At 32.5% G+C, this 25,152-nt stretch carries 28 protein-coding genes and 2 riboswitches; of the genes, 16 read left to right on the top strand and 12 right to left on the bottom strand.

The window, feature by feature from the left end:
- The first annotated feature begins 2 nt into the window (after positions 1–2).
- Positions 3–158, top strand: coding sequence for a hypothetical protein (locus MHI39_RS15630; protein ID WP_161809585.1), 156 nt, complete (start codon positions 3–5; stop codon positions 156–158).
- 305 nt (positions 159–463) lie between these two features.
- Here the strand turns inward: MHI39_RS15630 and MHI39_RS15625 are convergent, their stop codons facing one another.
- The gene (locus MHI39_RS15625; protein ID WP_259545726.1) at positions 464–1,015 is read right to left on the bottom strand and encodes a hypothetical protein; all 552 of its coding nucleotides are present in this window, start codon (positions 1,013–1,015) and stop codon (positions 464–466) included.
- Between the two features lie 701 nt (positions 1,016–1,716).
- On the opposite strand from MHI39_RS15625, the gene MHI39_RS15620 reads away from it, so the two are divergent.
- From MHI39_RS15620 to MHI39_RS15610, 3 genes are all read left to right on the top strand, one after another.
- Positions 1,717–2,845, top strand: a protein-coding gene (locus tag MHI39_RS15620; RefSeq protein ID WP_152984831.1) for an IS3 family transposase whose coding sequence is annotated in 2 segments (ribosomal slippage) — positions 1,717–1,980 and positions 1,982–2,845 — 1,128 coding nt in all. Because the reading frame shifts where the segments join, the coding sequence is not laid out codon by codon here.
- Between the two features lie 278 nt (positions 2,846–3,123).
- A riboswitch (cyclic di-AMP (ydaO/yuaA leader) is annotated at positions 3,124–3,270 on the top strand.
- A 130-nt stretch (positions 3,271–3,400) separates the two neighbouring features.
- Positions 3,401–4,060 carry a TrkA family potassium uptake protein gene (locus MHI39_RS15615; RefSeq protein ID WP_058006562.1) on the top strand — a complete coding sequence of 220 codons (660 nt, stop codon included), beginning with the start codon at positions 3,401–3,403 and terminating at the stop codon, positions 4,058–4,060.
- Between the two features lies 1 nt (position 4,061).
- A complete protein-coding gene (locus MHI39_RS15610; protein ID WP_342539671.1) occupies positions 4,062–5,384 on the top strand; it encodes a TrkH family potassium uptake protein in 1,323 nt (440 codons plus the stop codon).
- 550 nt (positions 5,385–5,934) lie between these two features.
- On the opposite strand, the gene MHI39_RS15605 is transcribed toward MHI39_RS15610, so the two are convergent.
- From MHI39_RS15605 to MHI39_RS15595, 3 genes are all read right to left on the bottom strand, one after another.
- Complete coding sequence (locus MHI39_RS15605; RefSeq protein WP_280617451.1) at positions 5,935–6,141, bottom strand: hypothetical protein; 207 nt, start codon at positions 6,139–6,141, stop codon at positions 5,935–5,937.
- Positions 6,142–6,287: 146 nt separating this feature from the next.
- The gene (locus MHI39_RS15600; RefSeq protein WP_280617452.1) at positions 6,288–6,563 is read right to left on the bottom strand and encodes a hypothetical protein; all 276 of its coding nucleotides are present in this window, start codon (positions 6,561–6,563) and stop codon (positions 6,288–6,290) included.
- A gap of 342 nt (positions 6,564–6,905) precedes the next feature.
- Positions 6,906–7,358: a hypothetical protein gene (locus MHI39_RS15595; protein ID WP_342539668.1), complete on the bottom strand. Its 453-nt coding sequence runs from the start codon at positions 7,356–7,358 to the stop codon at positions 6,906–6,908.
- Positions 7,359–8,162: 804 nt separating this feature from the next.
- On the opposite strand from MHI39_RS15595, the gene MHI39_RS15590 reads away from it, so the two are divergent.
- Entirely contained in the window at positions 8,163–8,345 is a 183-nt protein-coding gene (locus tag MHI39_RS15590; protein ID WP_280617455.1) for a hypothetical protein, read from the top strand.
- A gap of 729 nt (positions 8,346–9,074) precedes the next feature.
- Here MHI39_RS15590 and MHI39_RS15585 read toward each other — a convergent pair.
- Together MHI39_RS15585 and MHI39_RS15580 are read right to left on the bottom strand one after the other, a co-directional pair.
- Complete coding sequence (locus MHI39_RS15585) at positions 9,075–9,464, bottom strand: YvaD family protein (protein WP_058006557.1); 390 nt, start codon at positions 9,462–9,464, stop codon at positions 9,075–9,077.
- A gap of 110 nt (positions 9,465–9,574) precedes the next feature.
- Positions 9,575–10,603, bottom strand: a complete 1,029-nt coding sequence (locus MHI39_RS15580; RefSeq protein ID WP_342539665.1) for a DUF3231 family protein — start codon at positions 10,601–10,603, stop codon at positions 9,575–9,577.
- 461 nt (positions 10,604–11,064) lie between these two features.
- Between MHI39_RS15580 and MHI39_RS15575 the strand changes: the two genes are divergently transcribed.
- The 3 genes from MHI39_RS15575 to MHI39_RS15565 all read left to right on the top strand — a co-directional run bounded on the left by MHI39_RS15575 (position 11,065) and on the right by MHI39_RS15565 (position 12,471).
- On the top strand, positions 11,065–11,808 hold the full coding sequence (locus MHI39_RS15575; RefSeq protein WP_342539663.1) for a glycoside hydrolase family 73 protein: 744 nt from the start codon (positions 11,065–11,067) through the stop codon (positions 11,806–11,808).
- A gap of 236 nt (positions 11,809–12,044) precedes the next feature.
- Positions 12,045–12,227: a hypothetical protein gene (locus MHI39_RS15570; protein WP_058006554.1), complete on the top strand. Its 183-nt coding sequence runs from the start codon at positions 12,045–12,047 to the stop codon at positions 12,225–12,227.
- A 70-nt stretch (positions 12,228–12,297) separates the two neighbouring features.
- Positions 12,298–12,471 carry a hypothetical protein gene (locus tag MHI39_RS15565; RefSeq protein ID WP_169793006.1) on the top strand — a complete coding sequence of 58 codons (174 nt, stop codon included), beginning with the start codon at positions 12,298–12,300 and terminating at the stop codon, positions 12,469–12,471.
- A gap of 606 nt (positions 12,472–13,077) precedes the next feature.
- On the opposite strand, the gene MHI39_RS15560 is transcribed toward MHI39_RS15565, so the two are convergent.
- Together MHI39_RS15560 and MHI39_RS15555 are read right to left on the bottom strand one after the other, a co-directional pair.
- Complete coding sequence (locus MHI39_RS15560; protein WP_342539662.1) at positions 13,078–13,392, bottom strand: multidrug efflux SMR transporter; 315 nt, start codon at positions 13,390–13,392, stop codon at positions 13,078–13,080.
- Entirely contained in the window at positions 13,392–13,733 is a 342-nt protein-coding gene (locus MHI39_RS15555; protein ID WP_058006552.1) for a multidrug efflux SMR transporter, read from the bottom strand. Before MHI39_RS15555 ends, MHI39_RS15560 begins: the two co-directional genes overlap by 1 nt.
- A 65-nt stretch (positions 13,734–13,798) precedes the next feature.
- Positions 13,799–13,896, bottom strand: a riboswitch (guanidine-I (ykkC/yxkD leader).
- Positions 13,897–14,046: 150 nt separating this feature from the next.
- Between MHI39_RS15555 and MHI39_RS15550 the strand changes: the two genes are divergently transcribed.
- The gene (locus MHI39_RS15550; protein WP_058006551.1) at positions 14,047–14,934 is read left to right on the top strand and encodes a YitT family protein; all 888 of its coding nucleotides are present in this window, start codon (positions 14,047–14,049) and stop codon (positions 14,932–14,934) included.
- Positions 14,935–15,051: 117 nt separating this feature from the next.
- Here MHI39_RS15550 and MHI39_RS15545 read toward each other — a convergent pair whose 3' ends face one another.
- The 3 genes from MHI39_RS15545 to sda all read right to left on the bottom strand — a co-directional run bounded on the left by MHI39_RS15545 (position 15,052) and on the right by sda (position 16,286).
- Positions 15,052–15,168, bottom strand: a complete 117-nt coding sequence (locus tag MHI39_RS15545) for a YjcZ family sporulation protein (protein WP_071975455.1) — start codon at positions 15,166–15,168, stop codon at positions 15,052–15,054.
- Between the two features lie 164 nt (positions 15,169–15,332).
- Positions 15,333–15,962: a hypothetical protein gene (locus MHI39_RS15540; protein ID WP_071975454.1), complete on the bottom strand. Its 630-nt coding sequence runs from the start codon at positions 15,960–15,962 to the stop codon at positions 15,333–15,335.
- 189 nt (positions 15,963–16,151) lie between these two features.
- Positions 16,152–16,286: a sporulation histidine kinase inhibitor Sda gene (gene sda, locus MHI39_RS15535; protein WP_079991171.1), complete on the bottom strand. Its 135-nt coding sequence runs from the start codon at positions 16,284–16,286 to the stop codon at positions 16,152–16,154.
- Positions 16,287–16,567: 281 nt separating this feature from the next.
- On the opposite strand from sda, the gene miaA reads away from it, so the two are divergent.
- The 3 genes from miaA (at position 16,568) to spoVK (ending at position 19,157) form a co-directional block, all read left to right on the top strand.
- Positions 16,568–17,563 carry a tRNA (adenosine(37)-N6)-dimethylallyltransferase MiaA gene (miaA, locus tag MHI39_RS15530; protein WP_058006549.1) on the top strand — a complete coding sequence of 332 codons (996 nt, stop codon included), beginning with the start codon at positions 16,568–16,570 and terminating at the stop codon, positions 17,561–17,563.
- Between the two features lie 29 nt (positions 17,564–17,592).
- Entirely contained in the window at positions 17,593–17,820 is a 228-nt protein-coding gene (gene hfq / locus MHI39_RS15525) for an RNA chaperone Hfq (RefSeq protein WP_058006548.1), read from the top strand.
- A gap of 395 nt (positions 17,821–18,215) precedes the next feature.
- Positions 18,216–19,157, top strand: a complete 942-nt coding sequence (gene spoVK / locus MHI39_RS15520; protein WP_058006547.1) for a stage V sporulation protein K — start codon at positions 18,216–18,218, stop codon at positions 19,155–19,157.
- Positions 19,158–19,209: 52 nt separating this feature from the next.
- On the opposite strand, the gene MHI39_RS15515 is transcribed toward spoVK, so the two are convergent.
- A complete protein-coding gene (locus MHI39_RS15515) occupies positions 19,210–19,818 on the bottom strand; it encodes a trimeric intracellular cation channel family protein (RefSeq protein ID WP_058006546.1) in 609 nt (202 codons plus the stop codon).
- A gap of 291 nt (positions 19,819–20,109) precedes the next feature.
- Here MHI39_RS15515 and MHI39_RS15510 point away from each other — a divergent pair, with 291 nt between their 5' ends.
- From MHI39_RS15510 to MHI39_RS15495, 4 genes are all read left to right on the top strand, one after another.
- On the top strand, positions 20,110–21,372 hold the full coding sequence (locus MHI39_RS15510) for a methionine gamma-lyase family protein (RefSeq protein WP_058006545.1): 1,263 nt from the start codon (positions 20,110–20,112) through the stop codon (positions 21,370–21,372).
- 147 nt (positions 21,373–21,519) lie between these two features.
- Positions 21,520–21,912 carry a MerR family transcriptional regulator gene (locus MHI39_RS15505; protein WP_058006544.1) on the top strand — a complete coding sequence of 131 codons (393 nt, stop codon included), beginning with the start codon at positions 21,520–21,522 and terminating at the stop codon, positions 21,910–21,912.
- A gap of 92 nt (positions 21,913–22,004) precedes the next feature.
- Positions 22,005–23,339 carry a type I glutamate--ammonia ligase gene (gene glnA / locus MHI39_RS15500; RefSeq protein ID WP_342539657.1) on the top strand — a complete coding sequence of 445 codons (1,335 nt, stop codon included), beginning with the start codon at positions 22,005–22,007 and terminating at the stop codon, positions 23,337–23,339.
- Between the two features lie 1,335 nt (positions 23,340–24,674).
- A complete protein-coding gene (locus MHI39_RS15495) occupies positions 24,675–25,118 on the top strand; it encodes a hypothetical protein (RefSeq protein ID WP_342539656.1) in 444 nt (147 codons plus the stop codon).
- Positions 25,119–25,152: the final 34 nt, after the last annotated feature.

Below are 25,152 nucleotides of genomic sequence, written 5' to 3'. Positions count from 1 at the left end.
GAATGGGTACTTATACAGCCATAGGGGCAACTAATTTTTTTCATTCGCACGAGGTAAAATGCAGCCAAAGTGATGTAGAAGAATGGATGAACAGCACAATCACGCTTAACAGAAATGACCAAGTTACTGAATGGGATATGTATGCTTTTAGTGATTGATGGCGATGCAAAGGAACGGCATATGAGCCAGGAATTGATGATCAAACGAAAATCGCAAGATTAATAGATGAGATAAAAAAGCTAAAAAATGAAAATGATAATTTAAAAGAAATAATATATAACCTAGAAGAACAGTTAGGAATACTACCATTTTAATCAAAATTTCCCCTTCCGAAAGGTAGGGGACTGATTAAATAAACACTTTACGTTTGCATTCACAAACATTATTGTACATTCTAAAACAATCAAAAATGTACATAATTCCGTTGACATTTATATACTATGTTATTATTAAATTAATAGAACTAATTATTAAGTGTACTTACATGCTCAATTATAGTTTTAATCCACTCTCTAACTTTATTTTCTCTTTCTTCAATTGTTAAACCTGTAGAAAGTGTTAACCAATGAAGACTTTCAGGTAATAAATGGATCATTTTTCTTAACTCGATATTATTGTACTCTTCTTCGTCAAGGAAAACTAACTCTTCATTAGGTTCTAACTTTTTATAATTACGAGCGGAATATTCCTTGTGGTTAATAGTAACTGTATAGTGTCCTCTTACTCTAGGATCACACCTAAAATGGTAACCTTTTAATTTTTTGAGTGAGTATTCGAAACCTTGCAACAGTGCTTCACTTATATAGTATTCACCAAAGATATACTTATTTTCTTGGTGCTTCTCTTTGTTTACGTCATACGTATCGTAAACCAGTTTGATTTCATGGGTTTTTGCGATATTTTTATTATGCTTATTGTGAAATTTTACATAAGGCATTAAACGATCTTTTAGCAAATACTCAATATGATTATAATCCAAATTTCTACCATAAGATAAAATCAACACACTTTTCAAATTATTTCGAACCCCAATTCGGTATATAATGATGTCTTAAGTAGATTTGACCATGATGGTTAACAAAGCTATCTTCTTTTGTACGCCAATGCCAAACTGTTGGATTACGAGACTGACTTCTAAACGATGCATTCTAAAATATGGATTTTTATCTGCTCCATATAATTCAAGGATATGTTGACCCTGATTAATTCCTTTGGACCTGCTGACGTTTTTGGTCTCTTTGAACCACTAAAGCCATGTTTTTTATTTTCATTTTACGTTGCAGCCTGTGCCCTTTGAATACCCTTACTTTCAACTTCTTTTCCTAACTCTTTTGAAATTTTACTTCCCATTTTTTTCTTAATTGCATTTTAATTAATTCTCTTACAAGGAAAGCAGTAAAAGGGTGTATAGTGTTTTCAGCTGTTATTCTTTCTTCATTGTAACTAATTTTCTCTGTTAGATAAAGGTTTGCATTATACTTTAATAGAGTGTTATTTACTTCACCAATATCGTATGTGTATCAAACAATTAAAAGCATAAATTCAAAATTCAATTGAATTTATTTAAAGAAGGGCAGTTTATATATTCAACCACTGAAACTTGGTATACGAGCTAATTGTAATCAAGAAACATTAATAATTTATCTTTACAACAAGGAAAAAGTATAATGGACCCAAGAAACTAGACACGAAATGAGGAGATGTTAAAGTAGGTTTATGAAAAGAAATCGATACACACCAGAGTTTAAAGCTCAAATCGTGCTAGAGGTCCTAAAGGAAGAAAAGACCATGAATGAAATCGCTTCATCTCATGGAATTCACGTCAATCAAATTAGACAATGGAGGAATGCATTTCTTGATCAAATGCCTTCGATCTTCGCTAAAGAAAATAAAAAAGCGGATCAAATGAAGGCGGAATATGAAAATCAAATTGAAAACCTCTACGCTGAGGTTGGCCGTTTAACCACGCAATTGTCGTGGCTTAAAAAAAAATCTGGAATCAAGGAGTAGGGCCGAGCGTATTCAAATGATTGATTGGGATGATAAAGAGCTGCCAATCACTACCCAGGCTCAGCTGCTTGGGCTCAATCGTACTAGCTTGTATTATAAGCCAGTCGAGCCTTCTCCTGAGGAAATATTTATCAAGCACAAGATTGATGAAATTTATACCAAGCATCCCTATTTTGGGTCTAGGCGAATTACTGTTGTTCTAAACAACAATGGAATAAATATTAATCGCAAGGCTGTACAACGTCATATGCGGGAAATGGGCATTGCAGGGATTTCTCCCGGCCCTAACCTTAGTAAACGCAATCTTGAGCACCGGATCTATCCGTATCTTCTTAGAAATTTGGCCATTAGCCACCCTAACCACGTCTGGGGAATCGATATTACCTACATTCGCCTCCAACGAGGCTGGATGTATCTTGTAGCTCTGATAGACTGGTATTCTCGCTTTGTCGTTAGCTGGGAGCTAGACCAAACACTAGAGATTGACTTTGTCTTGGAGGCAGTGAAACGGGCTCTGTCGGTAGGACAGCCAGAGATCTTAAATAGTGATCAGGGTAGCCATTTTACCAGTCCCCAATATACCGGATTACTGCTGGATAAGGACATCCGAATTAGCATGGACGGCAAAGGAAGAGCCCTTGATAATATTGTTACAGAGAGGTTATGGAGAACGATTAAATATGAGGAGGTTTACTTAAAAGATTACGAGAGTCCAAGAGAAGCAAGGAAAGAGATTAACAATTTTATCCACTTCTATAACTATGAACGCCCTCACCAATCGATTGGCTATAAACCCCCCGCCTCCGTTTATGGCCTCGGAGTGATTCATCCATAAGGGATGATACTTCTCAGGGAAGAACCTGTCAAGGGTATGGCTAGCCCTCGCTCCGCTCGCCCTTGACAGAACCTCCCCTGAGAAGGAAAAATAGAGTAGGATGAATCACTCGCAAAAAAATGTGCACCTACCACCCCCCTAGCCCCAGTGAGCACCTCTAGCTCCTATAAAGCAGATATCCATAATGGATTCTGACCCACCTTAAAAAATTTAAATTAGTGTCTTGACGAAGGGGTCCACTTTAAAGTGAAATATATTACTTTCATGAATTTAATAAATCATCTTAATCGCTGAATCTGTATAGAACGGGGGAACCAATCTGTAGCTTATTATCGCTACTTGGGGTGAGTCCTTTATTTTAAAGGTAGGGTTACTTTTTGACCCGAATCCGACAGCTAACCTCGTAAGCGTTGAGAAGAGGGTGATGGAACTTGTGATCTAATGATATGACCACGGGATAATCCCCTGTGGTTTTTTTTATGAAGAAATAATTTTTATGAGTTCTGTTAGAAAAGGATAGATTAATAAAATAAGAACTTAATAAGGAAGGTTAAGATGAAGAGAAAGTCATTTGCTGTTTTCGGTTTAGGACGTTTTGGGGGTACCCTCGTAAAAGAATTTCATGATATGGATATTGAAGTAATCGCAATTGATAAAAATGAAGAAAAAGTCAACGATTATATGAACTTGGCAACATTTGCAGTTTGTGCAGATGTAATAGATGAAACAATTTTAAATCACCTTGGTATACGGAATGTTGATCACGCCTTTGTTTCATTTGGGGATAATATGCAATCGAGTATATTAACCTCAATGTTGTTAAAAGAGATTGGTGTACCACAAGTTTGGGCAAAAGCCCAAAATGACTATCATTCAAAAGTTTTAAAAAAAATTGGTGTTGATAGAGTGATTCATCCAGAAAGAGATGTAGCAAAGAGGATAGCTCATCATATAGTTTCAGATAAAATGATTGATTTTATTGAGCTATCTAAGGATCACAGTATGGTAGAAATTGTAGCTACAAAGAAAATTGATGGTTGCAGCTTAGGTGAGCTCGATATACGGGCAAATTATGGATGTACCATTGTGGGGATTCAGCGAAATGGTTCATTTGTCATCTCTCCTTCAGCTGAGGAAGTAGTTACAATAAACGATGTTTTAATTGTAATCGGAAATAATAAAGATATTTCTCTTTTTGAAAAAAAGGGTGTATAAAATGAATTTAAAATATATAAGATTAAATCCTTATCAATTGTTAGTTCTTGTGTTTCTATTTTTCATTATTTTAGGAACGTCATTATTAAAATTACCATTTTCAACTACTAGTTCTGTTAGTTGGGTAGATGCTCTTTTTACTACTACATCAGCTATGACAGTTACTGGCCTTGCCGTAGTCGACACAGGTACTGCATATACTATTTTTGGTCAAATAGTAATCGTTTTGCTTATACAAGTCGGTGGACTAGGAATTATGTCATTTGCCGTATTAATTTTAATCATGCTAGGAAAAAAAATTGGATTTAAAGAAAGATTAATTGTACAGCAAGCTTTAAATGCAACTTCTATTGGTGGGGTAATAAAGTTAGTTAAAAATTTGTTTATATATTCATTTACAATTGAAATATTTGCTATGCTGCTTTTATCTATCAAATGGGTACCAGAGTATGGATGGGCTAAAGGAATGTACTATAGCTTTTTTCATTCAATATCAGCTTTCAATAATGCAGGTTTTTCCATCTGGTCAGATAACTTGATGAAATATGTTGGAGATCCATTGGTGAATTTAGTTATATCATTTCTTTTTATTTTAGGAGGTATAGGTTTCACAGTATTAATAGATATATGGCATAAACGTAATTTCAAAAATTTAAGCCTCCACTCAAAACTAATGATTATAGGTACATTAGTTATTAATTTATTTGCTATGATTATTGTTTTCTTCTTGGAGTATGGTAATCCAAATACTTTAGGCTCTTTGACTTCGCTAGGGGATAAATTATGGTCAGCCTATTTTCAAGCAGTGACAACCCGTACTGCTGGATTTAACACATTAGATATCGGGAGTTTACATGAGGGAACAATCACATTAATGTTACTGTTAATGTTTGTTGGTGCAGGTAGTGCTTCAACTGGTGGAGGTATAAAACTTACCACTTTTATTGTTATTGCTTTATCCGTATTGACCTTTTTACGAGGAAAGAGTCACATTACTATTGCTAATAGATCGATTAAAGATAATATTATTTATCGCTCTCTGGCAGTGCTAACCATTAGCATTGTATTTATTTTCATAAGTGTATTTATCTTAAACATTACTGAATCAGAGCCTTTTCTAAAACTATTTTTTGAAGTTATCTCAGCTTTTGGTACAGTAGGATTATCCATGGGAATAACAGCGGATCTTTCAATTTTAGGAAAGCTTATCATTGTATTGACCATGTTATTTGGTAAATTAGGACCTTTGACTTTAGCTCTTTCAATTGCAAAACAGGAAAAAGAAAAAATTAAATATCCAAGTGAGGATATTTTAACAGGTTAAAAACTTCTTTTAAGTCTATTTATGTTGTTGAAAAAGGATTTTTAAGAAGCTTTATTTAGCAATTGTAATTTTTGCAACTACTTTTAAAAGGTCAAGAAGCAATTGAAGATGCATAGAAGTGAAAAGCTTAGAATGAATTTTCTGCTCTCTTACATTTTTGTAGGAGAGCTTATTTTTTTGTTCACTAGTTACGTAGCAGCTATATCAAGTTTTTTCTATAATATTAATTGTCCGAGATTGACCAAATATTATATTTCGTTAAGCAAAAAAATGCGAAAGTGAAAAATAAGATATATTTCGAATTGACTAGGTTATTATGTGAAGTGAATGGAAATGAATGTTCGTGAAACTGGCTTTACCTTGTTTTTTTATTTTGACCATATTTATTGATTGACGTTAGTTTTTCTAAAATGATTTGTGAAATTTTCCGCTATTTTAATGATAACTTAATGGGAAAACTTCGTGGAAATGGAGAAATAACACCTTAATAAGGGTGTGTCGTAGTGCGAAGATAAAGTGAAACCTACTAAACAGTTTGTTCTATTTATTATCAAGAACCAGTAGCTTTAATCAATCCAATAATTATGAGAAGGAATCCAAATAAAATGATCCCACTTCCAAATGAAAATAAAAGATCAAATATCAAAGACAAAGTTCCTAAAGCTTTATTTCTATAGGATTTAGCTTCATAAACAAAATAAAAAATTGATAAAACAATCAATATAAAACCAAATAAAGATAATAATAACCAAGTCATATAAGTATTCTCCAATATATTTAATAAGTATCATTATTGCATTTTTAATAAAAAAAGGAAAAGTACAGTCCTTTGAGAGAAAGTTTTCAGCAATAATTTTTGAAAAAAAAAAGTTAATGCTTCACATTGTGGAGCAAAATAGAGTTTTATAGTTTAGCAAGTATCCAATCTTGAATTTCATTTATTAGATCAGCACCCACTTTTAATGTACCTAATACAGTGCCTTGTCCAATGATTTTTAATTCCGGCCCAATTTTTATTCCTTCAAAAGAATAAGTAACTGTATCTATGTGTTTCATTGGGATTCTTGATGTGTTAATAAGCCCTTCACTTCTTATGTATCCATCTTCAATAACAATTTTGTTTTTGTTCCAGGAAAACTCAGTATCTGTTTTTTTTATAGAAGTTCCGAATAAACCCATATTTAGTATCCTCCAGTTTGATCTTGATGTACTTAATAATTTTATAAAACTGGAAAATAGATGTATAGAGGGGAATAATGGGATAAGCAAATACGGTATAAAAGGATTGGAAACTAAATGATAAATTTGTTGTATTTTTAACTAACAGTTCAGAATAGAGGTTTTCGTTAAAGAAGTTTTAAATTAATATGTAGTGGATTTACAAGGATAAAAGCGTTCAATTCGACTAAAGGGACAGGTTAGTGAAAAAAATTGAAGAAAAAAAGAACTCGTTTCGAAAAGTGATGTAAAATGCTAACTTATAATTAATAAGAAAATAGTGATCTATTTTTTGAACTACTTCTATTCATTGTTATTAATAATCTCTGGTGTAATTTTTTTACTAAAAGCTTTCCATTTTCCATCCTCATATATTTCTAAAATCTTTCCTGTGCCCGATATAAAGTTTATAGTCATATTGCTATCCTTGTATTTTGTTATTGGTAGTTCAATTTTTACCTTTATTTGAGGCCTATCCTCTAAAAAATATACATCATAAGTAACAGCATCATAGCCTTTTCTTATTTCTTTAGCTACTAATGAATATTTTATTGTGCCTTCTAATTTCTGGGCTAATTTCATTTGTTGATAATACATCTCTCGTAACTCTTTATAACTTTTAACTTTTGTCTCAATTGAAAACTGTTTATTATGGTCGAACGAATACTTCTTCATATGGGCAATCATACTTGGTAAATTTATCAAAATGATGATGAGAATAATAAAACCTAGTACGATAGAAACAGTCTTTTTCACAATCTTACTCTCCTTTCCTTTATTCTCCCTTGTTTAGTCCTTTTTTCCTTAAAAGCAACCTCTGTTATTAAGAATATTCTTAAATTTCCTATAATCATATTAACATAATATCACTAATTCACCCTAAAATATCAAAACCTCTTGATAAGATGAACTTAGCAGGTGTCGGTGTGGTAGCTGGAACCTCGCTCGCTATCTTCTCGAGCTGGTAAACGCTTTGGTGTCGTCGAGCAATGGCTTTTTCTCGAATTATCTATAGTCCAGTAGTGCTCCTGATGGCTCTTGCTCCTGCAGCTAGCAACTCCGACCCGCAGAGCAAACCCCTATTTGCGTTTGTAGGGCAGCTCTTGTACGGCTTTGCCGGAATCGAGGGTCCTCAGGAAATGGGTTACCGTCAGTCTATCACACCATCTCATCTGCAAGAGGTCGCATGAATGCCACGCTACGATCCATCAACCGTAGTGCAGTCGTTATTGGCGCCCCACTAGGAGGTGCCATAGCCGACAGACTAGGGTTCCTAACAGCATTATGGATTTCGATAGCCGGTCTGGCTTTATGTGGAGTATGGTTCAGTCTTTCATCGATGAGAAAAGCTCAAATAAAAGAACACGAAACTAAAAAATGCATTAAAATAAAAATTCTGACTGATTATCTAATAAAATTATAAAGAAAAGCCGGAACAACTATTAAGAGGTATCAAGCTATGCAAGCAGAAGGTTTAGTATTTGAAACTTATCGGAAGTTAAATCGTATATAAGCAAGCAATGCAAATAAAAAGATACTAGAGAAAGAGGTATTGTGGATATGGAGAATAAAAAATGTCTTAAATGTGGTGGTACTGAATTTGCGGAAGGCACAGATTATATGCCCATCAAACCGAACAAAATGTCTATGAGTGGTGGAAATAAAATTTACACCTTTTGTTTAAAGTGTGGGGAAGTTGATTCAATCCGTATTGATAATACAACTATTTTCAGAAAAAAATAAATGTAATTCAAAACAGAGTTGTTGTTGACAATGGTTAGTGCAAACTTTTAAAAAGAGAGGTTCCTTTAATTTATCAGTATTAAAGTTTAACTGAGCATTTTTAAAAATATTTTATATATTTTTTTGTGTCAGCATATGCTTTATCATGACATAGCAAACGTAAAGCTTTAGGGAATGTCTGCTCTCTACCGATTTTTGAGGGGAGCTTTTTTGTTTACAAGCTAAAAAGAATTATTATAAAGAAGTTTTTGCTATTATATTAGGCCAAAAATTTAACTACATTTTATCTTTTTAAAAGCAAAAATATTCAGGAAAGTGATAAATAAATGTTATATCAAAATGACTTAGCTATAATGGGTAGTCAATAAGAATGAATGCTCGTGGAACTGACGAGTCATGTAATTATAGACAAGGATAAACTCTTTATTTAATAGGATTTATTCTTTTTTACCAATAATAAGCTGTATTCATTGTTCTAAATTAAAGGCAGCACTCTAAAACGCGAATGAAAGGGTAAATGGAAAAAATCTTCTACTTTGTCTGAAAACAAATAAAAAGAATAATAAATTCTATAATTCATTTAATGCAGTCTTTAAAGTTGGAACAAGAAGGCTTAAGGAAAGTGACATTTGCACTCGATAAAAATTACTTTAATACTTGAGAGGATTGCTTAATTTAAAACTAAGCATTGTGTTTTTTTAAAGTGCTAATAAAAAGAGAACCAGAATATCATTTCTGATTCTCTTTAAATAGTCCTGGAAGAAAAAATATGGGATAGACAAGTAAAAACAAATTAGGTATCCACCAAGATGGATCAAAGTCACTTCTTAATACCCAAAAGGAGATTGCTTGTAGACCAGAACATGATGTTAAAACTAACGATACAATAGCCATTTTACTCCATGCTGACTTTCCTTTTTTATATAAGTATAGACTTGTGAATCCAGTAATTGAAATTAGAATATCTAAAGGAAAAAATGACCAGTTCCAAGCTGAAAGAATAGGATTTTTATAATCCTTAAAAAGATATTCATCAGGAATAATATGTAAAAAAGTTATGGTCCAATATAATATAAAACCTATATCAGTCACCCAAAAAAAATATCGTAACAATTTCATTTTTCTACTCCTTCGTAAACGTTAACTGATATATACGATTGGAGATTAGAAAAGGTTTCAAATTTGTTCTACAAAAAAGGGAATGCATTAATTTGAAATTTCTTCATTCATCATTTTATATTTTCTCGATCTAATGCAAACGGGGGTTGCTCCATCCAATTATTCTTCATCATAATTTTGGATCCTTCACCCACAAACCTACCAATATTTGTTAATGATTTAACGTACATGAGTGCAATATCACTTCTCCCATTTACTGCCAAGGAGTTTCCCATAGTCCTAATTTTCATTGAGAACATATCCACCTTGTGGAATAGCATAAGTTTATCGGAAAATGGGGGGAATTCTGACTTGGTAATTAGATCATCAAGTAATGATGGAGAGGGTAAATTTTCATCATGTAGCTTCTGTATATAATGATCCACATTTTTTTCCGTCATTCTTTTCCCTTTAATAAATAAATCTCGAATATTTTTATTCCTAGCAACTTGCGAAAATGCTGTAATTAGAGCCTTGCTTGTTACATTATTTTCAATATTATCATAAAGATGGGTTATTTCTAGCGCATGTAAAGAGCGGACATCTCCGAAATATCCGTTTAAGAAGTCCTCAGACGCAAATGTTGCTTTATCAGGTGTTGGAATAATTGGAGGCTTTTTAATAAGACCTTTTTTCATTAAGATGGAATTTATTTGTTCCATCAATTGCATGGTTTTGTCCATACTATCTTGAAAAAATGATTTTACATCTTCTCTATACATTAAAGGGATTGCAATCATGTAAATGCTTAACCCTGCTTTAGCAACATACTTTAAATAATGCACATAGAATGGATCTTCAAATAATCTTGGAGCACCTAAATTTACATCATCACTTGAAAATCCAACGGGGAGTGGAAAGCTTTCTTTTTGAAAAATTTCTGTGATTTTTGCTAGAAACTCTTTAGATAAGTTTAGTGCATTTTTTAACAAAATTTCGATAGCTGTATCTTCAACATTTTGTAGGTAATAGGATAATATCTGTATAGACATACTATTTCCCATATACGTCGCCCAAAGTTTCCCCATTTCTGCAGAAGTTAATTTTTCGCTTTTTAATTCTTTATCAGTATTTATCTGAATTGGCTTGATCGTTTCCATAAAAAAGAGGTCCCCTTAAATAGTTTATTGTATAGTTTGAGCTATTGAAAGAAATGTATTCAAGGAGAAACTTAAAAAGATATTACTCATTTAAATTAGAAATTTGAGTAGATAATATGGAACGTTAAATAGATATAAACAAGCTAATAATACTGACATTGTAGAAGCTGGAAGGTATCTATTAACTGTTTATTTGGGACTAAAAAAAATCGTTAGCCAAGGAAATAATCATATTTGTCTTTCTCTCCTTCTCTGTTTAATTTGAGGTTTAATTGTCGTAAAGGATATATATATATTGGAAAATATTTACTATTGTCATAAAAACCAAACCAAAAAAGCTAGTGCATGCATTTTCAACAAAGACTAGCCCACCGTTTTTTTATTTATTCAATTATTTATCAATGAATAAGCCTTTGCAATACTGCAATTCAATGCATCTACTAATAAAAAGGAGGTGCATTATGAGCTTTATAAATGAAATTACTCCATATGCCCAACGTATTCAAAAGGATTATGGTATTTTAGCATCATTGATCATAGCTCAAGCCATTCTTGAATCAAACTGGGGAAGAAGTACTTTAGCAGTAAAATGTAAGAATATCTTTGGGATAAAGGGTGAGTACAAGGGTCAATCAATCATACTAGAAACCACTGAGTATGTTAATGGTAAGCCTATAAAAGTTGATAAAGCATTTAGAAAATATCCTACATGGTTTGAATCTATGGTCGATTTAGCGAACCTATATAACACTGGTGATAGTCGTGGTCGGTATAAGAAAATAATTGGAGAAACGGATTATAAAAAGGCTGCTCAAGAAGTCAAAAATAGCGGCTATGCCACAGATCCTAATTATGCAAAAAAAATTATTGAGATAATTGAATCAAATGAATTGACCAAATATGATTCCACAGAACTTAGTTCTATTCGTGTTGATTCAAAAAATGTAAATAAGGAGGTGCCGATAGTGAATGTTCGAGATATTAACAAAGTAAGCACATGGGCAGAAAAAGATTGGAAAGAAGCAACCTCCAATGGTTATTACGATGGCACACGTCCTGGTGCAAACTTGACAAGGGAAGAAAGTGCAATTGTGGTCAATCGATTGAGAAACAACTTTTTAAAATTAATAGCCCAAAACAAAGAAGATATACAACGCCTCGAAACAAGGTTGCAAGAGATAGAAAAACAAAACCGCCTGGCATAATTTTAAAAAGCCTAAGCAATCTTATGAGAGATTGTTAAGGCTTTTTTTGTTTTAAAATTTAATGAAATGATGGCATTTTTAATTTACTTGTTATTTCAATGAAACATAATATGGAAAAGATTTTGAGTATGAACAAGACAAGTGGTGGTTGGATATGATGAATAAAAGATCATCCAAAATGTTAATCAATGGTTAGTTGAATAAATTGGAGAGAAAATAATGAGAGGGGAAAAGCTATGCTAGAACTCATTATTTATTTATTGCTTGGAACGATCACAATGATGTTTGTAACGAAAAAGACCTTGTGGTTTAGTGTAATTCTCATATTAATTTGGCCCTTTTATCTTCTTTATAAGCTAGTAGAATACACAGATGGAATAAAGGAAAGAAATCGAAGAAATAAGGATGAAAATAAGTAATAGCGGAGAATGTTCTTGATAAATTGAAACACACTAATATGGAATGATATTAGTGTGAAGGGATGATTACATGGGAAAATGGAATGAAGAAGCAGCGCCTAATAATAATTTAAATACGGTGGAAATGAAATCTAGAAAACGTACTAATCCAGAACAAAACCACATTCATGAGTTTTCGGAGGAACTGTCTGACGGAGGTGAAAGAAATCAGGTAATCGAACAATTTCAAAAGAGGAATAAATAATAAGGAAGTAGCTACTCTGAAAAATTAACGATCAGTGATTGTATGTTTAAAAAACAAGAACAGTAACTTGTCTTTCATATCACACAACTATTGATAATTAGTACATCACTTTTATTTTAGTGGTGTACTTTTTTATTTAGAAGCCCTTTTTTCTTGTTCGACTAACAGGTAGTTTAGCTAAAAAGGATATTCCCTCTAATTTATCGAATATTTATTAACAATATGTATACATGGAGGGAAATTAAATGGTAAGGGTTTTAAAAATAGATAAGAACGAAAATTTATTAGAAACTATTGATATTCTTTATAAAGAATTATGGAATCACAGCCACCTTCTCCTGAAAGATAAGCATCTACAATTTGTTGCTTAAATCCTTCATCGTATTTGACCATAAAAAACACCCCAAAAGTTTGATTTCTGGTCTAACTTTTGGGGTGCACATCAATCTCCTATCCTTCTTCTTTTCCTCATAATATTGCGTAACATTTTATGTTTTAAGTACTTTATATAAGGTTTAATTAAATATATGCCTTTTTGATTGGACATCTGAAAGTGTAAGCAGCATTGAATAGGCTATTAGGTAAGATTGTCCTCAATTTTTTGCATCATGATATTAATTTAAGTCCTACTGCGGCTGCAACAACAAGGGCAATACAGGAAAATCGTTTCCAATCGCTCTGTTCACCATAGAAAATCATCCCTAAAATTGCTCCACCTGAAGCACCAATTCCTGTCCAAATGGCATAAGCAGTACCCATAGGTAAACTTTCCATAGCTAAAGCCAAAAATAAAAAACTACCTCCGAAACCTAGAAAGAGTAAAAGAAAGGATAGCAGATTTCGATCTTTATGAAGTTTATTGATGAACATAACACCCAACATTTCACCAATTCCTGCCAATATTAAGTAAATCCATGCCATTATTCTTCGCCTCCTTTTACGTCTTTTTCATTTGACAAGATTTTTAGACCAATGACACCAATCAATAATATGATAATTAGGATTAATTTTACTAACTTAAAAGATTCATTAAAAAATAATATTTCTGAGATAACAGTACCTGCAGTTCCAAGACCTACAAACACTGCATAGGCAGTGCCAACTGGCAGTTTTTTACCAGCCATTATTAATAAATAAAAACTGATGATAATGGCAATGATTGTACCTGTCCATGTTAGAAAAGTATTTGCATGTTTCAATCCAATCACCCATATCACCTCAAAAAAAGCTCCAATGAATATAGAACCCCATTGTCTGTTCATCCTTTCATGCACCTCCAAAAGAAAAAAATTAGATAACAAAAAAAGCCTAGGGGAATAATTAATTATTCTCCCAGGCTTTTATCCTTCCGTGACGCAAAAAACTTCTTGCGGGTTTTCTCTCGGACCAGTCCGTTTAATACGCGGAACCCTAGAAAACCTATTTACTATATAATTGTATGAACTATTATACTTCATTTTGAATGTAAGGGAAATAGTTAAATAAAAAAATAATAATTTATACTAGGTTATCTTTTTTATAAATTTAATATTTTTGTTATAATTAGAATATATACAAGATGGAGGAGAGAAATGAATGACCTATCAGCAAGAACAGTCAAGAACCATGCATAAACCTATGTCTAAGCTAAAAGTCATCCAAAGGGCAATTGCTATATCAATCGGTGCAATCCTAATGGCTGTTGGTTTAGAAATTTTCTTAGTCCCGAATAGTGTTATTGATGGAGGAATAACCGGGATATCAATTATGCTCTCGCATATTACTACTTTACCTCTTGGAATTTTTATCTTCGTTTTAAATCTACCATTCTTCTTTATTGGTCGAAAACAAATTGGTAAAACCTTTGCAATTTCTACCCTTTTTGGAATTATCGTACTATCTATTTTCACAGCTTTATTTCACCCAGTACCGGCATTTACTGAAAATATCTTTTTAGCTACTATTTTTGGTGGAATTGTTATAGGAGCAGGAGTTGGGATCGTTATTCGATATGGTGGTGCGTTAGATGGAACCGAAATACTAGCTATTCTCTTTAATAAGAAGCTTCCGTTTTCTGTTGGTGAAATTATTATGATTATTAATGTGTTTATTCTAGGAGTAGCAGGCTTTGTCTTTTCATGGGATCGTTCAATGTACTCAATTATTGCCTATGTTATTGCTACAAAAACGATCGATACGGTTGTTAAAGGATTTGATGAGTCAAAATCAATCTGGATTATAACTGATAAACACAAGGAGGTAGGAGACGCTATTCTTGCCCGTTTAGGAAGAGGGGTCACTTATTTAAAAGGTGAAGGCGCTTATACTGAAGATGAAAAAAAAGTGATTTTTTGTATTATTAACCGACTTGAAGAAGCAAAACTGACGGCTATTTTAGAGGAAATAGATGATAAAGCGTTCCTAGCGGTAGGGGATATTGCAGAGGTTCGTGGTGGTAATTTCAAGAAAAAAAATATTCACTAAAGAAAAATGCACCAGTTTATAGACTGGTGCGTTTTTCTTTATTAATTAATGAAGAAGTGATGTTGATCTACCCTCAACGGTTAATCAACATTGTTGAATCATCTTTTTAATTAGAGATTAGTAACCTCCATAACCTCCACCAATATAAGCAGAACCTACAATGATTAACAGGATAAACAATACAACAATCAATGCAAATCCAGCAGCAAAGCCTCCACCTGAGTAACCTGACATCTTTTCATTCACCTCCATCCAAAAGCTTAATATATACTATGGAATGAGCATGTGTTTTGAATGGACAGTTGGTTGAATGATAAAAAAATGATTGAATTGTCACAGTAAGAATGAGTTGCCCATTAGGAGATTTATCACATTAAAAGACATCCTTAATTAAATGATTATTTTTTATTTTTGATGGCTTCAAAAATGCCATGTTGGATATTCTTAACCTCATGAAACACTGCTTTTGGATCTAATTTAGCTGATTCCGTGATTTCTTTCATGCTTTTTCCACTTTTCTTATCTTGGATAATTTTGGAAATATCCATATTTCCTTTTTTGGATATAGCAGCTGCAAAAATTAAAAAATGGAGATCGACATCTTCTTTTAAATATTGTTCTATAGTAGCAGTAGATTTACCAGTGTATGTTGCTAAATAATTGATAATTTGTGCCTTATTTTTTTCATAAAATTCTTTATGCTTTTTTAAATGTTCTTTTTTTACTTTCTCAAGGTCAACACCAAATTGCTTAGCTGTTTCCTTCCATGATTGCTTCTCTCTAAAAACTTTAAGAATTTTTTCTACATTCTTTTCATTGGCATGCTTTGAGATAAAATATGCTCTAAAAACTTCATGTCTTGTATAACCTTTTTTTATTAAATCATTTATTTCTTGATCACTCATATGTAGATGTTTATGCTTTTCATCTAATTGTGGATGAGGGTGAGCATAGACATTTAATGTGTGAAAGGAATTAAATAATAATGAAATACTTAAAACACAAACACTAAAAAAATATTTTTTCATTGAAGTACCTCCTCTGTGTAAATATGTACGGAGGTTATTATATCCATTTATTAAGAAAAAAATGGGACAAATAAAAAATTATAAGGAAATTTTTTAATACATTATAAAACACATGATTAAAGGATTTTCTTGAGAGGTCTTAAGTTTAATACTGTAGAATGATAAAGGTAAATTTCTAGGAAGAAAAAATCATTTGATAACAAGTTGTCTTTTTTCAACTTCTTCTTGTAATAATTCGATGAATTCTTTAGGTAGTTCTAACTTCATTGCCTTTTCATAGGTTAAAATGAGAATTTCATTAGAGAGTGTTAAGTACCGTTGCATTATAAATCTCCTTTCGATAGTGATTATTCAAAATTTAGTATCTAAAAGGGTCTCAATCAAATATGAAAGATGAAGAAATAATCCAAACAACAAATAAAATTATAAAAAATTTAATATAATAAATCAACATCATTTTACATAAAATAATAAAAAGTGAGAAAATACTGTCTTTATTTTTACTTATTATGAGAATTAAATGATTTATATTTGTTAAAATTCCTACAAATTATTTAAAAAAATTGTATATGAATAAAAAAATAGGGAAGAATGTATAACTGTTTATGGTACGATTAAGATATCTTAGAAATGAGGCTGTGAAGATTTTGTCAGATAAAAAAAAATTAATCGTACTAATTGGTCCAACCGCAGTTGGAAAAACAGAATTAAGTATTCGTTTAGCAAAGGAATTTAATGGAGAAATTATTAGTGGGGACTCCATGCAAATATATAAAGGAATGGATATAGGAACAGCAAAAATAAAAGATGAAGAAATGGATGGTATTTCACATCATTTAATTGATATTAAGGAACCGGATGAACCTTTTTCTGTTGCTGAATTTCAAGACATTGTGAGAAAAACCATTGATGAAATCCATGAGAGAAATAGAGTTCCTATGATTGTTGGTGGGACAGGGCTATACATACAATCGGTAATATATGATTATCAATTTAGTGAGGCTCCTAGTAATGAATCGATCCGCCAAAAGTATGAGAAATTGGCTCTAACAAAAGGTAATTTATATGTTTACCAAATGTTAAAAGAAATTGATCCTGAAAGTGCGAGTAATATTCATCCGAATAATATACGGAGAGTCATTAGAGCTCTTGAAATATTTGAATGCACAGGTAAAACTGCAACCGAATACCATAAACAACAAGTTCCCAATCTGTTATATGATGTAGCATTAATTGGACTAACGATGGAAAGAGAACAACTGTATAACCGTATCAATCGAAGAGTAGATATGATGATTGATCAAGGACTAATAGAAGAAGTGAAAAACTTATATGATCACCATATTAGAAATGTTCAGTCCATCCAAGCCATTGGCTATAAGGAATTATATGAGTATTTTGATGGTAATGTTTCCTTAGAAGAAGCAATTGAAACGTTAAAACAAAATTCAAGAAGATATGCAAAACGCCAATTAACTTGGTTTAGAAATAAATTGAATGTCACATGGTTTGATATGACGAATGAAATGGATAGACACAAAAAAAATATAGAAATATCTAAATTTGTGGCAGGAAAGCTTCAATTAAAATCGAATTACTAATTATAGAGATAGAAGAGGAGGACTATTTTATGAAACAAGCAGTGAATATTCAAGACCAATTTCTTAATCAATTAAGGAAAGATGGAACGTCAGTAACGGTATTTCTTTTAAACGGTTTTCAGCTTCGTGGACAAATCAAAGGTTTTGATAATTTTACCGTGTTATTCGAGTCAGAAGGAAAACAACAGCTTGTATTTAAACATGCGATTTCAACCTTCTCGCCACAAAAGAATGTGCAAATCAATTTTGAAGAATAATTAATTGTATAGATGAAATTTCTGTAAGTAAACAGTTAAACCAATAATTTTGGTTTAGCTGTTTTTTATTTATCCAACTAATTTCATGAAATAAAGAGACACCTAATGATTATTATCTGTACAAAGGTATGTTTGGCCAAACAAAGGAATAGAATAAAATGAGGTGATTTTACTTAAAAAAGGAAAAAATCGAAAGAAGAATTAGTAATAATTAATATACATGAAGATTTTAATAAAAGCATACTAGAAAAATAACTCACATATTCAGGTAAATAATCACATATCGTAATTCATAGGATAATTGATTGGTAGCAATGTAGCGCTTGAATCTAGGCGTATGTCACACATTTTTACCTCGTCGCGTATACTGTTTTTTAGATTGTGAGGTGAACGCTTTGGATCAACCAATACGTATGAAAAACAATGGCCAAATAAGTATTGTGCTAAATGCACAACCGAGAGATGCCTCTAATACTAATCTACAAAAGGAAGTTGTTCCAAAGACGATTTCAACAGAGCATGAGGCACTAAGGGAAATTGAGAATGAACTCAGTGCTCTTGTAGGTATGGAAGAAATGAAAAAAATGATCAAAGAAGTTTATGCTTGGATCTATATTAATAAAAAGCGGGAAATGGCAGGGCTGAAAGCGGGAAAACAGGCATTGCATATGATGTTTAAGGGAAACCCTGGGACAGGTAAAACAACGGTTGCTCGATTAATAGGGAAACTGTTCTTAAAAATGAATGTTCTATCAAAAGGGCATTTAATTGAGGCGGAAAGAGCAGATTTAGTAGGTGAATATATTGGTCATACTGCTCAAAAAACACGTGATTTAGTGAAAAAGGCAATTGGCGGTATATTATTTATTGATGAAGCTTATTCACTCGGTCGAGGAGGAGAAAAAGACTTCGGTAAAGAGGCCATTGATACACTTGTTAAACATATGGAGGATCGGCAGCATGAGTTTATATTAATATTAGCTGGTTACTCTAGAGAAATGGATTATTTTCTTAGTTTAAATCCAGGCTTGCATTCTCGCTTTCCGCTAGTTTTCCATTTTCCTGATTATAATGTAGAACAATTGATGGAAATAGGAAAAAGAATGTTAAATGAAAAGGAATACTTACTAAGTCATGAAGCAGAAAAAAAGCTTAAGGATCATTTAGCCTATGTAAAAACGATGAATCCAACAAGTTTTTCGAATGGTAGGTATGTAAGGAATATAATTGAGAAATCAATCCGTTCTCAAGCAATGAGATTATTAACCAATAATATTTATGATCGACATGATTTATTAACCATTAGGAGTAATGATTTGTTTTTTCCTGAAAACTAGAATAGGATGAAAACAACAAAAGAGGATAACTAGTAGTTTTTACTTCTACTAGTTATCCTCTTTTAATGATACTTTTGTTCGGGAGTCTCCATTTATATGAATAAGAAAGAACTCTTAAAATCGTGGTAAAAATAAATAATAAATAAAGTTCAATGGGTTGTTTTGCAATGCCTAATCCAATAGCGGCCCCGCAAAGAATAGCCCATACAGCATAAATCTCTGATTGAAGGACTAATGGTTTTCTCCTTGCGAGAACATCTCGAATGATTCCACCGCCGCTACCTGTTAACACAGCTGCAACGATAATAGCACTCATCGGATGTCCCATATTTTTTGCATAGATTGCTCCTTGGATAGCAAACGCTGAGAGACCTATTGCATCAAAGAAGTTTCCCCATCTTTGCCAATGTCGTAAAAGATTATGAGGAAATAAGAATATTAAGGTTATCGATAGTAAAGCAATTTGAAAAAGTACCCCTTGTTCCCAAAGTGCTGATACAGGAACACCGATGAGCAGGTTTCGAATAGCACCTCCACCAAATGCAGTAACGATTCCTAATATATAGATTCCTAGAATATCATATTCCTCCTCCATAGCAACGATGGCTCCGGATATTGCGAAGGCAATAGTACCAAAAATACTTAATATTTCCCAAGTCATTAACTCACCCCAATATTATGTTCATCTCTAAGCTGATAATAGATCATTAGAAATATAATTTTAACGAATATAAAGGAAATAAATGATTACCAAAATTGATTTTATCATGAGACACACTTATTACAAACGAAAATTTTGAAAATAGGTTAATTATGCATCAGTTTAACGATTTGTTATAATAGTAACGGATTAAAGTTAGATATATTCCTAATTCGTAAATGGGCGAATAATTTATGATACAATTTTAACGTTCAAATGAAAAAATAGATTAGCAATAAAAGGAGATTTCAAGTGTTTCAGTATTTAAAGAATGAATCAAAACTAAAGCAAGTCGTAGAAAATGTAGAACAACAAATAAAACCGATACATGAAAAGATTGATCAGCGAATTGAAGAAAATCAATTTAGAGTGTTACAAAGTTATCAAAAACATCGAGTAAGCGATTCGCATTTTATCCCTTCAACAGGCTATGGATATGATGATATTGGGAGAGATACGCTTGAGAAAATTTATGCAGATGTTTTTGGAGGAGAAGCTGGACTTGTAAGGCCACAAATCATATCTGGCACACATGCTATATCGATAGCATTATTTGGTGTATTGAGACCTGGAGACGAATTGTTATATATAACAGGTAAACCATATGATACATTAGAAGAAATTGTGGGAATTCGTGGTAGTGGAATTGGCTCCTTAAAAGAATTTAATATTGATTATAATGCCGTACTCCTTAACTCAGAAGGAAAGGTAGATTTTGCTGCAGTCAAAAATGCGATTAAGCCGAATACAAAAATGATTGGTATTCAGCGTTCAAAAGGATATGCGAATCGTCCTTCCTTTACAATAAATGAAATAAAAGAAATGATTTCTTTTGTTAAAGCGATCAAAGAAGACTTAGTTGTCTTCGTTGATAATTGTTACGGTGAATTTGTTGAAGATATAGAGCCGTGTCATGTTGGTGCAGACTTAATGGCCGGCTCATTAATTAAAAATCCTGGTGGTGGGATTGTTAAAACCGGAGGCTATATTGTTGGGAAAAAGCAATGGGTAGAAGCTTGTTCTTATCGAATGACTTCGCCTGGTATTGGAGCAGAAGCAGGCGCATCCCTCTATAGTTTACAAGAAATGTATCAAGGTTTCTTTTTAGCCCCTCATGTTGTTGGGCAAGCATTAAAGGGTGCTGTGTTTACATCAGCTATCCTTGAACATTTTATGATGAATACGGATCCGAAATGGGATGCCAATAGAACAGACCTTATTCAATCTGTACAATTTGATGATCCCGATAAAATGATTGAATTTTGTCAGGCTATCCAATTTTCCTCACCGATTAATTCATATGTGACTCCGTATCCAAGTTATATGCCAGGCTATGAGGATGATGTGATTATGGCTGCAGGAACATTTATTCAGGGAGCAAGTATCGAATTATCAGCAGATGGTCCTATCCGTCCACCTTATACAGCATATGTACAAGGAGGATTAACTTATTCTCATGTGAAGATAGCAGTTTGTTCTGCATTAGATCGGTTAATTTCAAAAGGATTAATATAGTCCATGATGGGAACGTGTGAAAATGTTATTTCGCACGTTTTTTTTGTATCAAAAAAATCATGTAAGAAAATCTAACATTTAATTGACAACTAAGATTACATCATAATATAATGACAATATAAATTAAATAGAAAGGCGGAGATTTGAATGAGTAATAATCATCTACGACGTTCAATGCCTATTTTACCAATTGGTACTGTCATGCAATTAACTGATTTAACAGCCCGTCAAATTAGATATTATGAAGAACATGAGCTCATTCATCCTGTCAGATCTGAAGGAAATCGACGTCTATATTCACTAAATGATGTGGATCAGTTATTGGAGATCAAAGATCTTTTGGATCAAGGTATCAACATGGCAGGTATAAAGAAAATTTTAGTAATGAAGCATGAAGAAGTACAAAAAGAAGTAAGTATGGCAAAAGAAGAAGTAACAAATGAAGAAATTAGAAAGATTTTAAGGGAAGAACTTTTACAAGCTGGAAGATTTCAACGTCCATCAATGAGACAAAATGAAAGACCAAGATTTTTTCACTAAGGTTTAATCTAATAAAGGATGCTTTGTAGCAAAGTATTATTAGAGAGAACCTTCAGTTATAAAACACTTCAAACCTCAGGGAGGAATTATCCATGTCAAAGTTTACTCGTAGTGATATTGAAAAGATTGCCGAAGAACAAAACGTCAAATTTATCCGACTGCAATTTACTGATATTTTAGGAACGATTAAGAATGTCGAAATTCCAATAAGCCAACTTGGGAAGGCTTTAGATAATAAAATGATGTTTGATGGTTCATCCATTGAAGGTTTTGTGCGTATTGAAGAATCAGATATGTATTTATATCCAGACTTAGACACGTGGGTAGTGTTCCCTTGGACTGCAGAAAAAGGAAAAGTTGCGCGCTTAATCTGTGATATTTATAATGCAGATGGTACACCATTTGCTGGTGATCCACGAAATAACCTAAAACGTATTTTAAAGGAAATGGAAGAGCTTGGCTTCACAGATTTCAATCTTGGGCCAGAACCAGAGTTTTTCTTATTTAAATTAGATGAGAAAGGCGAACCTTCATTAGAATTAAATGATAATGGTGGTTATTTTGATTTAGCTCCTACAGACCTAGGTGAAAATTGCCGCAGAGACATTGTATTAGAGCTTGAAGAGATGGGATTCGAAGTTGAAGCATCACATCACGAAGTTGCTCCTGGTCAGCATGAGATTGATTTTAAATATGCCCACGCATTAAAAGCATGTGATGATATTCAAACCTTTAAACTTGTTGTAAAAACTATTGCGCGTAAGCATGGACTTCATGCCACATTTATGCCAAAACCTTTATTTGGTGTAAGCGGATCTGGTATGCACTGTAATCTATCTTTATTTAAAAATGGCGAAAACGCATTTGTAGATCCAAGTGGTAATCTTGAATTAAGCGAAACAGCTTATCAATTTATCGCTGGAGTAATTAAACATGCAACGAACTTCACAGCAGTAACAAACCCAACAGTAAATTCGTATAAACGACTTGTACCTGGTTATGAAGCACCTTGCTATGTTGCTTGGTCCGCAAGAAATCGAAGCCCACTGGTACGTATTCCGGCTTCACGTGGCTTAAGTACTCGTATTGAAGTGCGTAGTGTAGACCCTGCTGCAAACCCATACCTTGCTATGGCCGTATTATTAAAATCCGGATTAGATGGGATTAAAAATAAATTAAAGGCACCTGCACCTGTTGATCGAAATATTTATGTTATGAATAAACAAGAACGTGAAGAAGCAGGCATTATTGATTTGCCAGGAACGTTAAAGCAAGCATTAGATAACTTAGTATCCGATGAAGTAATGACTAGTGCTTTAGGTGAGCACATCCTTGAACATTTCTTAGAGGCTAAAGAGATTGAATGGGATATGTTCAGAACAACTGTTCATCCATGGGAACGCGAGCAATATATGCAAATGTATTAATAGAGAAACCCCTTGATACCATTGGTGTTAAGGGGTTTTTGTTTTCGGTATTTTTATATTACTATTATTAATTTTAATATTGCCCGATTTTAAAATAAAAAAATCAGTCAAATACAATTTTTCGTATACTCCTCGTATTTGGTCATATTATTTGTTTCAATTTTCTTGCTTATGTGTGAATAAATATCTGAGGTTACATAGACGAGGAGTGTGTGAAACATGATTCATATCATTTGTATATTATAGAAATCTTATGAAAGCTATTTGGATCGACTAAAAAGGTAGAGTAATATGAAGGGATTACAGCGGGATATAAGAACAAAAGAACTATTACGTTTCCAAATTATTAAATGAAAAAACAGACTAAATTAGTCTGTTTACAAAAAAGTACTCCAAATAGCTTTAAAAAAGATTCCTAATCCACCTAAGAATACACCTAGACAAGCTAAGCTCAATGGGGATCCCCATTTAATTTCTGGCATAGTTTTACCTCATTTTCTAATAGTTTTTTTGTTATAGTTCTAGGAAATTATACCATAATTTTCATAATAGGGAAGTAGGTTGTAAAAGAATTATTACATTTACTAGTTTGGTAGTGAGCCAATGTAAAGCAACTAAACTGATATAGAAAAGTTGATGGAATTTTCACTGGGATTGGACGAAAATTGATTAACGCCATTAGGCAATGCAGTAGTAAAAGAAATAAATGATATGGAAACAAAATGAAAGATCAGTTAACTAATTTAAATATGAGTGCATGGATAGAGCTATTAAAAGATTACCTAAAATGGAACGTTTTTAAATTGATTAGCGTTATATGGTTGAGGATAGTGAATATATTATAGATTATAAAGTGTATTATATTAAATTTCAGCCTTCTATTCGTACAGTAACCTATGACAAAATAATTAGAAATTGGCTTTAAATTTAAATATTGCAATATTAAAGTATAATAGTTAGTTAGTATTAGTTTTAAATAACATTAAGATAGCTCGAGTAATTAGGCTTCCTTGTGCCTTGTGGCCTTAATCGTATATACTTAGGATGCAATTAGTTAACAGCAAAGTTTACAAATTCTACAGAGAAAGTAAATAATTATGATAATACTGTAGGGCACTTGAACATTTTTATCAAATTCCAGGTAAAACAAAAGTAAAATCAAGTGGTACAAAACAAAAACATCTGAAGGTATCACTGTTTCTTTTTTATCAAAGTACTTTTACAAAACAGTGGTCTCTTCGTTATCCAAATGGATCTATGATTGACAAAATAAGTTATTATTAATAAAATTTTTAGTAGACTAATTTTATCTATATTACGAAAGTAGTTGATTGAATGGATCAAAGAAAATTACATGTATGGCAACCAGTTAAAAATTTAGTAAAAGGAAATATTACTGAAGCCAACTTTCATTTTTCTGATGAAAATGGATTGTGTATAAGATTAATTGATATTAAAGGTAATTCAGTAGACATCATTTACGATAAAATTTCTAATATACAGGATTATGTATGGTCATTTCGCTATGCTGGGGAGATTCCAAGAAGTGACTTAACTCCAGCTGTACTGGAAGCATACAAACGAGCGTCAAATATAGATAAAACTGCTGCTTGCTTTTATAAGATGACTAATTCAGACTTCATAGAATGGTTTGATCAATTAGGATGGTTGGGGAGTAATGAAATTCCAAATGTAGAACATCATTTATATATATATAATGATGGTGTTTTTGAAGTTATAAGTGATTATGAACCAAAGTTTGTTATTAATAAAAAATAAATAATTGTTTTATGCAAACCACTAGTACAGTGGT

It is taken from the genome of Heyndrickxia sp. FSL K6-6286 (assembly GCF_038630395.1).
Lineage (GTDB): Bacteria > Bacillota > Bacilli > Bacillales > Bacillaceae_C > Heyndrickxia > Heyndrickxia oleronia.
The sequence above is the reverse complement of the archived record's forward strand: the minus strand, read 5'-3'. Positions and strand labels throughout refer to the sequence as shown.